At 69.9% G+C, this 13,486-nt stretch carries 11 protein-coding genes; 6 read left to right on the forward strand and 5 right to left on the reverse strand.

Annotated features, from left to right (window positions below):
• Positions 1–28: 28 nt before the first annotated feature.
• Complete coding sequence (locus ABZ194_RS26645) at positions 29–1,366, reverse strand: AarF/UbiB family protein (protein ID WP_355599754.1); 1,338 nt, start codon at positions 1,364–1,366, stop codon at positions 29–31.
• A gap of 63 nt (positions 1,367–1,429) precedes the next feature.
• Complete coding sequence (locus ABZ194_RS26650) at positions 1,430–2,530, reverse strand: thiamine biosynthesis protein ThiF (protein WP_355599755.1); 1,101 nt, start codon at positions 2,528–2,530, stop codon at positions 1,430–1,432.
• A 520-nt stretch (positions 2,531–3,050) separates the two neighbouring features.
• Between ABZ194_RS26650 and ABZ194_RS26655 the strand changes: the two genes are divergently transcribed.
• Both ABZ194_RS26655 and ABZ194_RS26660 read left to right on the forward strand, forming a co-directional pair.
• The gene (locus ABZ194_RS26655) at positions 3,051–3,566 is read left to right on the forward strand and encodes a M48 family metallopeptidase (RefSeq protein WP_355599756.1); all 516 of its coding nucleotides are present in this window, start codon (positions 3,051–3,053) and stop codon (positions 3,564–3,566) included.
• 14 nt (positions 3,567–3,580) lie between these two features.
• The gene (locus tag ABZ194_RS26660) at positions 3,581–4,162 is read left to right on the forward strand and encodes a hypothetical protein (protein WP_355599757.1); all 582 of its coding nucleotides are present in this window, start codon (positions 3,581–3,583) and stop codon (positions 4,160–4,162) included.
• A 50-nt stretch (positions 4,163–4,212) separates the two neighbouring features.
• Here ABZ194_RS26660 and ABZ194_RS26665 read toward each other — a convergent pair whose 3' ends face one another.
• The 3 genes from ABZ194_RS26665 to ABZ194_RS26675 all read right to left on the reverse strand — a co-directional run bounded on the left by ABZ194_RS26665 (position 4,213) and on the right by ABZ194_RS26675 (position 7,126).
• Positions 4,213–5,226 (reverse strand): endonuclease/exonuclease/phosphatase family protein, encoded by a 1,014-nt coding sequence (locus ABZ194_RS26665; protein WP_355599758.1) that lies wholly within the window; start codon positions 5,224–5,226, stop codon positions 4,213–4,215.
• Positions 5,227–5,303: 77 nt separating this feature from the next.
• Complete coding sequence (locus ABZ194_RS26670; protein WP_355599759.1) at positions 5,304–5,861, reverse strand: NUDIX domain-containing protein; 558 nt, start codon at positions 5,859–5,861, stop codon at positions 5,304–5,306.
• Positions 5,858–7,126, reverse strand: coding sequence for a zinc-dependent metalloprotease (locus ABZ194_RS26675; protein WP_355599764.1), 1,269 nt, complete (start codon positions 7,124–7,126; stop codon positions 5,858–5,860). The genes ABZ194_RS26670 and ABZ194_RS26675 overlap by 4 nt, the downstream gene beginning before the upstream one ends.
• 130 nt (positions 7,127–7,256) lie before the next feature.
• Here ABZ194_RS26675 and ABZ194_RS26680 point away from each other — a divergent pair, with 130 nt between their 5' ends.
• The 4 genes from ABZ194_RS26680 to ABZ194_RS26695 all read left to right on the forward strand — a co-directional run bounded on the left by ABZ194_RS26680 (position 7,257) and on the right by ABZ194_RS26695 (position 13,368).
• Positions 7,257–8,330, forward strand: coding sequence for an NAD-dependent epimerase/dehydratase family protein (locus ABZ194_RS26680; protein ID WP_355599765.1), 1,074 nt, complete (start codon positions 7,257–7,259; stop codon positions 8,328–8,330).
• A 137-nt stretch (positions 8,331–8,467) separates the two neighbouring features.
• The gene (locus ABZ194_RS26685) at positions 8,468–8,893 is read left to right on the forward strand and encodes a molybdenum cofactor biosynthesis protein MoaE (RefSeq protein WP_355599760.1); all 426 of its coding nucleotides are present in this window, start codon (positions 8,468–8,470) and stop codon (positions 8,891–8,893) included.
• Positions 8,894–9,009: 116 nt separating this feature from the next.
• Complete coding sequence (locus ABZ194_RS26690) at positions 9,010–10,056, forward strand: PDZ domain-containing protein (RefSeq protein WP_355599761.1); 1,047 nt, start codon at positions 9,010–9,012, stop codon at positions 10,054–10,056.
• 399 nt (positions 10,057–10,455) lie between these two features.
• Positions 10,456–13,368, forward strand: coding sequence for a UPF0182 family protein (locus ABZ194_RS26695; RefSeq protein WP_355599762.1), 2,913 nt, complete (start codon positions 10,456–10,458; stop codon positions 13,366–13,368).
• The last annotated feature ends 118 nt before the right edge of the window (positions 13,369–13,486 follow it).

The following is a 13,486-nucleotide window of genomic DNA, read 5'->3' on the forward strand; positions in this document are numbered from 1 at the left end:
GGGCCCGGCCCGGGTGTTTCCGGGAGGCTCAGCCTGCGGCGACCGCCTGTTCCTCAGGGTCCTCCTCGGTGAAACCGGGAACCCAGCGGATCACCTCTTCGCGGAACCGGGCGGTGGCGCCGAGCTGGCAGAGCACGCCCACCCCGGCCGCGTGCACGCGATGGATGAGGACGTAGGACGCCGGCAGGTTGAGCTGACGCACCACGTTGCCCGGACGCAGGTCGGTGACCAGAGCCGCCTGCTGCTGCAACCACTCACGGCTGAAGGTGAACTCCTCCACCGAGGTCGGCTCGACGTAGGGGGCGAGAAAGGCCCGCAGCGCCTCGGTGTCCACCACGATGTGCGGGAGGATGAAACCCTCGTCGCGCAGGCCCTGGACCACCTCGTCCATGTCGCCGTTGTTGAAGATGCGGGTCAGTTTCCCGAAGACCGGGGGGTAGCCCTCGGGCATCCGGTTGACGGCGCCGAAGTCGAGCACGCACAGCCGCCCGTCTTCGACGATCCGGAAGTTGCCCGGATGCGGATCCGCGTGGAGCATGCCCACCCGTGCGGGCGAGCAGAACAGGAACCGGACGAGCTGGAGCCCGGCCCGGTCGCGCTCCTCCCCGGTCCCGTCGGTGATGATCCGCGACAGCGGGATGCCGTCCACCCACTCCGAGACGAGCACCTGCTCGTTGGCCGCGATGACGTCCGGGACCAGGAAGTCGGGGTCGTTCTTGAACTCCAGCGCGAAGGCGTGCTGGGCCTCGGCCTCGCGCAGGTAGTCGAGCTCCTCGGCCACCCGCTCCCGCAGCTCGCTCAGCACGGCCTTGATGTCGAGCCCGGGAAGCAGCACCCCGAAAAGCTTGCCGAGCCGGGAGAGCTGGTTGAAGTCGGAGAGCAACGCGTTGCCGGCCCCCGGGTACTGGATCTTGACCGCGACCGTCCGGCCGTCATGCCAGACGGCTTTGTGCACCTGCCCGATCGAGGCGGCGGCGGTCGGCCTGTCCTCGAAGGACCGGAAGTGCTTCCGCCAGTCGTCTCCCAGCTGCTCGACGAGAACCTTGTGCACGGTCCTGGCCGGCAGCGGCGGCGCGGCGTCCTGCAATCTGGTGAGGGTCGCGCGGTACGGCCCGGCGATCTCCGTGGGCAGCGCGGCCTCGAAGATGGATAGGGCCTGGCCGAGCTTCATCGCCCCGCCCTTGAGCTCTCCCAGAACCTTGAAGATCTGTTCGGCGGTGCGTTGCTGGATCTCCTGTGCGACGATCTCGGCGGATTTGCCGCCGATCCGTTTTCCCAGTCCGAGGGCGGTGCGGCCGGCGAATCCGATCGGCAGGGCCGCCAGCTTGGCGGATCGCGTAACTGCGCGGCGCGGAAGGTCACTCACCTTGGTTTGCGGCGTGTTCTCCGGACAGCGAGACGCCGCTCCCTCCCTTCGGTGTGGTGTCTATCAGCTGCGGGTAGCCGACGTGACCATTGTCAGCGAACCCATGTTGTTTCGGAAGCAACGACATTGAGGGTGAACACTCCAGGATCGCCGCTTCCAGCTCCAATCAGGCAATACATCTAATGTGCCGTTGGTCACAACCGACTCCCGCCCGTCGATCAGAGCAAGCGCATGACCGGCGGCCATCGCCGCCACCACGGTTGACGTCACCGTGTCACACGCGACCTCCCCCGCGGGGAAGCCACCCAGGCGCGCGCTGACCACCGGCCAGCCCGGGTCGCGATCGCGCCGCACCAAATCCAGGCACTGCAGGCAGGCGCTCCGTCCGGGCAGCACCAACGGGCCGACCGACCCGAAGCCCTCGTAGGCGGTCACCAGCAGGTGCGGGACCCTCCAGTCGAGGAGCTCGGCGACCAGCAGGCCGTCCAGCGGCTCCACGGGCGCGAGCACCGCCAGGTCGGGTGGGCGGACGCCGTCCGCCGGGCGGGCCGCGTGGTCACCGGTCCACGCGGTGACCGAGGGCGCCAGGTCTCCGGCCACCGCGACCGCGCCATCCTGCCTGCTCATACCCACGTGTGCCCAGGCCAGCCCGCCGGGGACGACGTCTCGGTTGCGGGCCGTACCGGAGTCGACGACGCATAATCGGCCGATGCCGGAGGCGGCGAGCAGCGCGACGATCTGCGCGCCCACTCGGCCTGCCCCATAGACCCGGACGTGGGCGCCGCGTCTGCGCTCCAGCGCGCTGAGGCCACCGTCCGTGGTGCCGGGGGTGAGGGAGAGGGCGTCCAGATCCGGCTGGAGCCGGTCCCGCTCGGCCATCGGGAGCCCGCGCAGCGGACCGGGCCCCACCGCGGCGTCGTCCACCACGCCACGGCTGATCAGCAGGTCGAGCAGGGTCCGGCCGTGCTCCTCCCCGATCCCCGCCTCGACGGCCCCGGCCAGCACCCCGGCGACGTCGCGCACGCCGTCCAGGCTCTCCACCCAGTGGCGGACCTCGGGTTCGAGATCGGCCAGCAGCACCGCGTGCCGGGGGTGCAGGCCGAACTGCAGGGTGCGTTCGTCACGCGCGACCCGGCACAGGGCGGGCTTCAGACGTGGCCTCACAGGGCTGCCTTTCCTCTGGGGAGCGCCGGTTGGGAGTGCCAGCGTGTCACGTTCCGGCAAGATCCTGAACGGGGTTCTCTCCGCCTGTGGATAACTTCGCCCGCCGCGTTCCGGCTGTGGACAAGTCGCATCGGGGACGCCGCCCGGGGGACCCGTGGTACGGCGTTTCCCGCCGCGGCGACCTCCCGGTTCCCGGCCTCCCGGCGGAACGACGGCGTCGCGCCGTTCGTCCCGCGCCGTGTCGTCTCCTGCTCCGCCGTGTCGGGGCCGCGGAGCCGTGAGCCCGTTGCCCGGCGGGATATCACGGCCGTGGAGGACGTACCTCAAGGGGCGGCGTTATGGAGAGAACGACGCCTCCCCGCGATTCGACAACTCCCAAGACAGCGGATATCCGGGCCAATTCCATAGGCCCCTCCTATAACCGATTGGTCTTGCCGAACAGCCTGGGAACAGGGATTGACCAGCCAGAACGCCTTCAGCCCTCTGGTGTGAATTCGTCATTCTCGGCTACCGTTCGTATGTGCCCCCCGAGACAGTCGAGGTCCGTCGAAGTTCTCGTCGCCGGCGGACGGTCTCCGCATACCGCGACGGCGAGAAAACGATCGTGCTGCTCCCCGCCGGACTCAGCAGCACCGATGAAGAACAATGGGTGCGCCGGATGCTCGACCGGCTCGCCGCCAAGGAACAGCGGAGACGTCCCTCGGACGACGACCTGTTCGAGCGGGCCATGGAGCTGTCGGCACGTTATCTCGACGGGGAGGCCCGTCCGTCGAGCGTGCGATGGGTCGACAACCAGCAGCACCGCTGGGGCTCCTGCACCCCCGACCACGGCACCATCAGGATCTCCACACGGTTGCGGGGCATGCCGTCGTGGGTGGTCGACTACGTGATCGTGCATGAGCTCGTGCACCTGCTGGTGCCGAGCCACGGCCCCAGGTTCTGGTCGCTGGTGGAACACTATCCCAAGGCCGAACGGGCACGAGGGTTCCTTGAGGGATTCTCCACGGCGGCCCACGGAGCCGCGGAGGAATATTGACACAGGAGCGACTGGTGGCGGTCGTCGTCACCTCCTCGATCGCGGGGGCGACCCCTCCGGGGACCGATCCGGCGAAGTTCCTGACAGCGGTGGCCGAGGACACCTACGAGCTCGTCGCCGGGCTCGACTTCGTCACCCCCGTCCTGGTGACCGGCGTGCCGGGGATGGAGGAGATCGTCTGGCCGGGGACCCCGGTGCTGGAGATCCCCGACCTGTCCGGAGCCGCCCTGGTCCGGGCCGTCTTCGAGGCCCTGCCGTACGGCGAGCAGGCGGTCCTGCTGAGCGGTGACGCGCCCGACCTGCCGCCCCTGCTGATCGGCAAGCTCTTCCGGGAACTGGGCAGGGCACGGATCGCCGTCTGCCCGGCCGCCGACGGCGGGGCCGTGGCGATAGCGGCCCACCTGCCCTGTCCCGGCTGGGCCGACGTGGGGTTCGACGACCTCGACCCGGTCAAGACCCTGCGCGCGGCGGCCCCCGGCCCCCGGACGGTCGCGGCCGGCCCCGGCTGGCACCGCCTCCGCACCCCCGACGATCTCCGCAGGCTCGACCCCGGCCTGGAGGGCTGGGACAACACCCGCGCGCTGCTGTCGTCGTGAGCGGAGACGACGGAGATCAGGTGTGAGCGCCGGGCGGACGTCGGCGCCGATCAGGACGGGGGCAGGCGCAGGTCGGCGAAGACGGCGCGGTGGTCGGTGCCGGGGACGGTGTGCACGCTGACCGCGTTCACGCTCACCCGCCGGTCCACCACGACGTGGTCGATGGTGATGAGCGGCGGGACCCTCTTGTTGGCCGGCCAGGTGGGGATCAGCCCCTGGCCCGCCCTGTCGGCCGAGTCGGCGTAGCCCCGGCTGAGGAAGCGGCGCATCGCGGTGTGGTCGAGGCTGGCGTTGAAGTCGCCGGCGAGGATCCGGATTCGGTCGGCGGAGGCCGGGGGAAAGGAGTCCAGGGCCGCCGTCCAGTCGTGCACCTGGCTGCCCAGCGGGGGGAAGGGGTGCACGTCGACGAACTCGACGCTCCCCGCGCCCGGAACGGTGATCAGCGCGGCGGGCATGTTGTGCCCGATCGGCCGGAACAGGTTCTCCAGCGGGGTGAGCGGATATCTGGAGTACAGGCCGCTGCCGCCGGCGCTCCACTCCTCCTGCAGCACCCGGTGGGGCATGACGTCCTTCAGCCCCGCGCCGTCGAGCTCCTCGACCATGCCGGGGGTCAGCTCCTGGGTGCTCAGCACGTCCGGTTTCAGCCGCCGGACCAGGTCCATCACCGCCTCGGGCTCGGCGTGGCCGAACAGCATGTTGAGGGTGAGCACCCGCAGCGGCGTTCCGGACACCGTCTGGGTGGACCCGACGGCCCTGGGCAGCACGGCGATACCGAACGCCGCGGTGGTGACCAGCGCCACGACCGTGGCCGCGCGGTTGCGGGACACCGCGGCCAGCAGCACCGGGACGAGCGAGCCCGCCGCCGCGTACGGCGTGGCGGTCATGAGCTGGGTGGTCAGCGACCCGCGCTCCAGTCCGGCGACCCTGGCCACCGCCCAGGCGGCGAACGGGGTGACCGCGGCCCAGACCAGGGCCCTGGGCAGCCGGCGGAGTCGCCGGCGCCGCCGCGGAACCACGACCGTACCGCCCGCCACATCCCCGCCGGCCGAGACGTCCACGCTCACACTGCCTCGATTCGCTCGTCTGCTCGACGTGGACGACGATATCCACGGCTACGTGAGACAGGTATAAAACGGTCCAATCACGTGGAGCCCACTATGCGCCGCATCGCCTCACGGGCGCGGCGGGCCAGTCGGCGGGTCGCCTCGTCGGAGAGCTCGGGGATCTCCTCGACCGGGAACCAGCGGAGGTCGAGCGACTCGTCGCTGATCACGGCCTCGACGTCGGCCGGGGCGACCGCGCCGTACTCCACGTCCAGATGGTGACTGCGCGGCGGGTGACACCAGACCCGGTGCCGGTCGAGGGCCAGCGGGCCGGGCAGCAGGCGCAGGCCGGGGATGCCGGACTCCTCGACGGCCTCCCGAAGCGCGGCGGCGTCGAGCGAGACGTCGCCGCGCTCGCAGTGGCCCCCCATGGGAAGCCACATCCCGGCCTTGGGATGCAGCGTCAGCAGCACCCGCTCGCCGTCGTGGGAGAGGACCGCGGTCGTGGCGGTCAGGTGATCGGGCACGCACTCGCGCCACATCGCGTCCTCGTGGGCGCGCACGTGCTCCAGGAACTCCTCGCGCAGGAGCTCCTCCTCGGCGGTCGGCGCGATCCACGTCGCGAGCACGTCCTGCGCGTGCGCGCGCAGGCTCACGCCGTGTCGCCCTTGCCGCCGTCCTCGTCGTTCCCGCCGCCTCCGCCCTTCTCGCGGCCGTCGCCCCCGGCGGGCGGCCCCTCCCGGGGCGTGTCCAGCGAGGACAGGTCGAGTTCGGGCTCCCCCCGGACGAACACGCCGGGGTTGTCGAGATCGTCGGCGGTGGGCATCAGGTCCGGGTGCCCCCAGACCGCGTCACGGCCGTCGACGCCCCGGTCGCCCTCCAGCGCCTGCCACAGGGCGGCCGCCTCGCGCAGGCGGCGCGGACGCAGTTCGAGGCCGACGAGCGTGGCGAAGGTCTGCTCGGCGGGGCCTCCGGTCGCCCTGCGGCGCCGTACCGTCTCGGCCAGCGCGGCCGCCGACGGCAGCTTGCCGTCGGCGGCGCCGTCCACGACCGTGCCGACCCAGCCCTCGACCAGGGCGAGCATGGTCTCCAGCCGGGTCAGCGCGGCCTTCTGCCGGTCGGTCTCCTCGGGCTTGAGCAGGTTGCCGCCGCTCAGCGCCTGCTGAAGTTGCTCGGGATTGTTGAGGTCGAGCCCGCGCAGCTGTTCCTCCAGGGCGGACACGTCCACCGTGATGCCCCTGGCATACTCCTCAACCGCGCCGAGCAGGTGCGCGCGCAGCCACGGCACGTGCTGGAACAGCCGGTGGTGGGCCGCCTCACGCAGGGCGAGATACAGGCGGATCTCGTCGGCGGGTGTCTCCAGCCCCTGGCTGAAGGAGGCGATCCCGCTGGGCAGCAGGGCGGCGTTGCCGGACAGGGGCAGGCCGATGTCGGTGGAGCCGACCACCTCGCGGGCGAGCGAGCCGAGGGCCTGGCCGATCTGCTGGCCGACCATCATGCCGCCCATCTGTTTCATCATGCCCATCAGCGGCCCGGCCATGGCCTGGGCCTCGGCGGGCAGCCCGGCGGCGCCGAGCGTGCCGCTCATGGTCTCGACCATGCGGGCCGCGATCGGATCGCACAGCTGCCGCCAGACGGGGACGGTCTTCTCGATCCACTCCGACCGGCTCCACGCCTGCGGGGTGTTCACCCCGCTCGGGAGCGCGGTCGCCTCGTTCAGCCACAGGTCGGCGAGGTTGAGCGCGTCCATGATCTGACGCCGCTCGCCTTCCATGACACTCGGGTCGCCCTCGGCGGCCACGACGTGCCGGGCGATGTTCTTCGCCATGTCCCAGTTGACGGGACCGGAGCTCTGCGGAGCGGACAGCATGTCGGCGAACTGGCGCATGGCCGCTGCGATCTGCTCCGGGTCGCCGAACATGGCGAACGGATTCTCGTTGGGGTCGTTTTCCCGACCTGGCAAGTCAGTCACCGCTCTACCTCGTGCAGGATGGAGGAGTCCACATCCGCCACGTTATCCGTCGCATGGCGGGTCAGTGCAAAGTGAGGACCTGGTGCCTACCTCGAAACGCCCCCGGCTCCCGGTCGTCGCCGTCACCGGCGCGGCCTCGGGTATCGGCCGTGCCTTCCTCGCGAAGGTCGCCTCGTCTGCGGATTTCCGCAGGGTCGTGGCCATCGACGAGCAGCGCGGCGACGTGCCCGGCGTCACCTGGAGAGTGCTCGACGTCCGAGATCCGCTCTTGGCGAACCGGATCTCCGACATCGACGTGCTCGTCCATCTGGCGGGCGACTACGCGCTCGACGCCGACCCCGTGGAGCGGCGTGCCTACAATCTGCGCGCGGCCCAGACGGTGCTCACCGCCAGCGCCGCGGCCCGGGTGCGGCGCGTCGTGCTGGTCACCAGCGCCATGGTCTACGGCGCGGCGCCCGACAACCCCGTCCCACTGCCCGAGGGCTCCGCGGTGGCCGCCGAGCCCGACACCGGGATCGTCGGCGACCACCTGGAGATCGAGGCTCTGGTCCGGCGCTCGCTCCGCAGCCACCTCGGCCTTGAGGTGACCGTGCTCCGCCCCGCGGCCGTCGTCGGGCCGGGTGTGGACAGCGTGGTCACCCGTCACTTCGAGGCGCCCCGGCTGCTCAGCGTCAAGGGATGCAGTCCCCGCTGGCAGTTCTGCCACCTGGACGACCTGGTCTCGGCGCTGGAGATGGCCGCGCTCGGCACGGTCTCCGGGGTGGTGGCGGTGGGGGGCGACGGCTGGCTGGAGCAGGAGCAGGTGGAGGAGATCTCCGCGCTGCGCCGGTTCGAGCTGCCCGCCGGGCTGACCTTCGGCACCGCTCAGCGCCTGCACCGGCTGGGCGTCACCCCGGCGCCGGCCACCGATCTGCACTACGTCGTCTATCCCTGGGTGGTCGACTGCGCCGCGCTGCGCGAGGCCGGATGGAAGCCGCTGTGGAGCAACGAGGCCGCGTTGGCGCAGCTTCTGGAGCTGCGCGAGGGCAGGCACGCGGTGGTCGGCCGCCGACTGTCCGGCAAGGAGGCCACGCTCACCGCGGCCGGTGCCACCGTCGCGGTCCTCGGCACCGCCGCGATCGTCCGCGCCGCCCGTAAGAAACGCCGCACCTGACGCCGCCGGGGATTTCACCCGGCTCCGGCGGTCCTGTACGGTCTCCGCTCCGGGGAGAGGGGCGCCCTGTACAGCCTTTTTGTCGAGTACGGCCCGCGGCACGGGAGCGGTTTTCCCCGGGCGGTACCCTCTGTGGCGTGGACGTCATCCGGTTGCTGGGTATTCGCGACAGCGCACTCTCCGTCGGCGAGGTGCTCTCCGCCGTTGGCGACCACGCGGCGGGCGGTACCGCGCTCTTCATCGGCACGGTTCGCGACCAGGACCACGGCAGGGCGGTCGTCGGGCTCTCCTACTCGGCGCATCCGAGCGCCGAGAGCGAGCTGCGCCGGGTGGCCGAGAAGATCGCCGCGGACTTCCCGGCGACCGCGCTGGCCGCGGTGCACCGGGTCGGAGACCTCCGGCTCGGCGACATCGCCGTCATCGTGGCGGTCGCCACCCCGCACCGGGGTGAGGCGTTCGCGGCCTCACGCCGGCTGATCGACGGCATCAAGAGCGAGATCCCCATCTGGAAGAACCAGCTCTTCGCGGACGGCTCGGCCGAGTGGGTCGGGGCCTGCGACTGAGCCGCCGGGCGTGAGCCGTACGGGCCGGGAGGGCCACGGCCGGGAGGACGACGGGGGAAAGATGACGGCGCGTGCGTGCGACTCCTCAACCGGTCACACGGAATAGGCTTCCTCCCATGTCCCGACGAGCGCTGACCTTGATGGTGGCAGGCTTCCTCACGCTCGCGCTCGGCGTTGTCGGCGCCCTGCTGCCCGTGCCGTACGTCGTGTTGAGACCCGGGCCGACCGAGAACACCATCGGTGACGTCAAGGGCAAGCCGGTGATCAGCATCGAGGGACACCAGACCTACCCGACCGAGGGCAAGCTCAGCCTCGTCACCGTGGCCTACCAGGGTGGGCCGGGCAACAGGATCGACCTGTTCAGCGCGCTCAGGGGCTGGATCGACCCGACCGTCGCGGTTGTGCCGGAGGAGACGATCTTCCCGCCGACGAGCACCGCCGAGGAGGTCGAGCAGCAGAACACCCAGGAGATGACCAACTCCCAGGACGACGCGACCGCGGCGGCGCTGACCGAGCTGAAGATCCCCTATACCTCGGTGGTGACCGTGGCCTCCGCCCAGAAGGGGCTGCCGGCCGACGGGCGGTTCAAGCCCGGCGACGAGATCGTCTCGGTGGACGGGATTCCCGCGACCGACAGGGAGAGCGTCTCCGCCATCGTCCGCAGGCACAAGGCCGGTGAGACGGTCACCTTCACCGTCAACCGGGGCGAGCGGAGCATGACCGTGGCCATCCCGACCGTCGCGGCCAAGGACGGCACGCCGATCGTGGGCATCACCATGCGGATCAGTTACAAGTTCCCCTTCAAGGTGAAGATCAACGTTGGTGACGTCGGCGGCCCGAGCGCGGGGATGATGTTCTCGCTCGGCATCGTGGACAAGCTCACCCCGGGCCCGATGACCGGGGGAAAGTCCATCGCCGGGACCGGGACGATCAGCCCCGAGGGCAGGGTCGGCCCGATCGGCGGCATCCAGCAGAAGATGGTGGGTGCCCGCAAGGCCGGCGCCACGGTCTTCCTCACGCCGGCCGACAACTGCGCCGAGGCGGTCAAGGCGCTCCCGGAAGGGCTGAAGCTGTACAAGGTCGGCACGCTTCACGACGCGGTGAAGGCGATCGACGTGATCCGTACCGGCACCGGCGCCGTGCCCGGTTGCGCGGCGGGCTGACTCACCGGGACAGGGGCCGGAGGGCCTGCCGGGACGGTGGTCGGGGGGCTCCCCGGGACGGCGGTCGGGGGGGGCGCGAACACGTGGAGTGACGGAGACTGTCCGCCGGATTCTCACCGGATTCTCGTCTGATCCGAGGGCTCCGGAGGGCGTCGGGGCTTTCGGTTGTCCGAAGCCTCGGCCGATCGGTGACCTTAAATCGCCTGGCGGGGCACTTATTCGGAATCCCAGTCGTTGGCACCGTTGGACCTGTAAACCCGCTAGGGGGGTTGTGGCCGGACCGTGCCCGAGCGGCTGAGCGCGACCATACCCCTGCCGGTGTAGGTTTTCAAACACGGACCGTGCTCTTACGACAAGGGGTTGGCCTTGAGCTTCCGGACCCCCGGAGCCGGTAGGGCGATGCGCTTGCCCCGCCGGCCACGACTGCTGCTTCCTGTCGCGATCACCATCGTCGCGCTCGTTGCGTTGTTCTTCCTTTTCGCAGGTATATATACCGACTACCTGTGGTACGCCTCCGTCGACTACACGGCGGTCTTCTCCGGCGTGGTCATCACGCAGATCCTGCTCTTCATCGTGGGCGCCGTCCTGATGGTGGGCATCGTGGGCGGCAACATGCTGCTGGCCTACCGGATGCGGCCGATGTTCGGCCCGGGGATGTTCGGCGGCGCCACCGGCGCCGACCGCTACCGGATGGCCCTTGACCCGCACCGCAAACTGATCTTCCTGATCGGTGCCGCGGTGCTCGCCCTGTTCGCCGGATCGTCGTTCGCCGGACAGTGGAAGACCTGGCTGGAGTTCGTCAACGCCACGGCGTTCGGTGAGAACGACGCCCAGTTCGGCATGGACCTGTCGTTCTTCATGTTCACCTACCCGTTCCTGCGGATGGTGCTGAACTTCCTGTTCACCACGGTGGTGCTCTCGGCCATCATGGCGGCCATCGTGCACTACCTGTACGGGGGCTTCCGGTTCCAGTCGCCCGGCATACACGCCTCCCGCGCGGCCCGGGTGCACCTGTCGGTGCTGCTCGGCGTGTTCGTGCTGCTGAAGGCGGCGGCCTACTGGATCGACAGGTACGGCCTGGTCTTCTCCGACCGGGGCTTCGCCTACGGCGCGTCCTACACCGACGTCAACGCCGTACTGCCCGCCAAGACCATCCTGGCGATCATCGCGCTCATCTGCGCCGTCCTGTTCTTCGCCGGGGTCGTACGGCCCGGCGGCATGCTGCCCGGCGTCGCCTTCGGCCTGCTGGTGCTCTCGGCCATCCTGATCGGCGGGGTCTACCCGGCCATGGTCGAGCAGTTCCAGGTCAAGCCGAACCAGCAGGTCAAGGAGCAGGCGTACATCAAACGCAACATCGCCGCCACCAGGAAGGCGTACGGCATCGAGAAGTCCGAGGTCATCGACTACGCGGCGCAGGGCGACCCCTCCAAGGTCAACATCACCGCCGACAGTTCGATCTCCGGCGTGCGGCTGCTCGACCCCAACCTGGTCGCCAAGACCTACCAGCAGAAGCAGCGTATCCGCGGCTACTACAGCTTCCACGACCCGCTCGACGTCGACCGCTACCCCGACGACTCGGGCAAGATGCGCGACACCGTGGTGGCGGTGCGTGAGCTCACCGGGCCGCCGGCCGAGCAGAACAACTGGATCAACCAGCACCTGGTCTACACCCACGGATACGGGTTCGTGGCCGCGCCGGGCAACGAGGTCGACTCGCAGGGCCTGCCCAACTTCGACGCCAAGGACATGCCGGTCACCGGCCCGCTCGCCCAGCGGACAGGGCTGACGGAGTCGCGGATCTACTTCGGAGAGTCCCCGAGCGCGCCCGAGTACGTCATCGTGGGCGGCGACAAGAAGCAGGAGCTCGACTACCCCGAGAGCAAGGGCACCGGCCAGCAGAACACCACCTACACCGGCAAGGGCGGTGTCCCGGTCGGCTCGTTCCTGAACCGCCTGCTCTACGCCGCCAAGTACAGCGAGAAGAACCTGCTGCTGTCGAGCGACGTCAACGACAAGTCCAAGATCCTCTACGTCCGGAACCCGCAGGAGCGCATCGCCAAGGTCGCGCCGTTCCTGAGCCTGGACGACAACCCCTACCCGGCCATCGTCGACGGCAGGGTGGTCTGGATCGCCGACGCCTACACCACCTCCAACGCCTACCCCTACTCCGACAGCAGGAGCCTGGAGGCGATGAAGCGCGACACGGTCACCGACCCGCGTCCGCTGGTGCAGCAGCCGCGCGACCAGATCAACTACATGCGCAACGCGGTCAAGGCCACGGTGGACGCCTACGACGGCACGGTCACGCTGTACGCCTGGGACGACAAGGACCCGATCCTGCAGACCTGGCGCAAGGCGTTCCCCGGCATCATCAAGCCGCAGGCCGAGATGGCGGACGGACTGCGGCAGCACCTGCGCTACCCGGAGGCACTGTTCAAGGTCCAGCGCGACGTGCTGTCCCGCTATCACATCGAGGACCCGAACGCCTTCTACAGCGGCCAGGACTTCTGGAACGTCCCGACCGACCCGTCCTCGGGCGAGCGTGACATCAAGCAGCCGCCGTACTACCTGTCGGTCAAGATGCCCGGCACCACGGAGCCGACGTTCTCGCTGACCACCACCTTCGTACCGCGCCAGGGCCCGAACCTGGCCGCCTTCATGGCGGTGGACGCCACGCCGGGACCGGACTACGGCAAGCTGCGCATTCTGCGCATGCCCTCCAACACCACGATCCCCGGCCCCGGCCAGGTGCAGAACAACTTCCAGAACAAGTTCTCCGGTGAGCTCAACCTGCTCGGCATCGGAGGGGCGAAGGTCCGCTACGGCAACCTGCTGACGCTGCCGTTCGCCGACGGCCTGGTCTACATCGAGCCGGTCTACGTGGAGACCGCGGCCTCCCCCGGCCAGGAGCCCTATCCCATCCTCCGCCGCGTCCTGGTCTCCTACGGGGACAAGGTCGGCTTCGCCGACACCCTCAAGGTCGCGCTGGAACAGGTTTTCGGGGAAAGCGCCCAGCAGACCAAGCCGGACACCACCAAGCCGCAGCAGCCGGCCCAGCCGAGCACCGCGCTGAGCCAGGCGATCGACGAGGCCGAGAAGGCCTACGACAGGGCGCAGAAGGCCCTGAACGCGACCCCGCCGAACTGGACCGAGTACGGCGAGGCCCAGAAGGAGCTACAGAAGGCCCTGGAGAAGCTGAAGGGCGCCGCGGTCCCTTCGGTCACCCCGACCCCGGCCCCGTCGGAGACGCCGACTCCGGCCCCCTCAGGGACTCCTACGCCGTCACCGTCGTCGTCCTCGTCGAGTCGCTAGTGCTGTGACCGGAAACGATCACCGGGTTGGGTGAGCGTCTCAAGCTGCCGGTGCGAGGGGCCTGCCGCCCCAGCGGATGCCCTTCTCACTTCGGACACGGGCGCGTTCGCGGCGCTGG

Source organism: Streptosporangium sp. NPDC006007, from assembly GCF_040614315.1.
Lineage (GTDB): Bacteria > Actinomycetota > Actinomycetes > Streptosporangiales > Streptosporangiaceae > Streptosporangium.

Excerpts from the sequence above, each read along its gene's own strand:
- ABZ194_RS26675 (WP_355599764.1), bottom strand. The coding sequence starts at position 7,126 with ATGTTCGGCGACCCGGAGCAGATCGCAGCGGCCATGCGCCAGTTCGCC.
- ABZ194_RS26690 (WP_355599761.1), top strand. The coding sequence starts at position 9,010 with ATGTCCCGACGAGCGCTGACCTTGATGGTGGCAGGCTTCCTCACGCTC.
- ABZ194_RS26695 (WP_355599762.1), top strand. The coding sequence starts at position 10,456 with ATGCGCTTGCCCCGCCGGCCACGACTGCTGCTTCCTGTCGCGATCACC.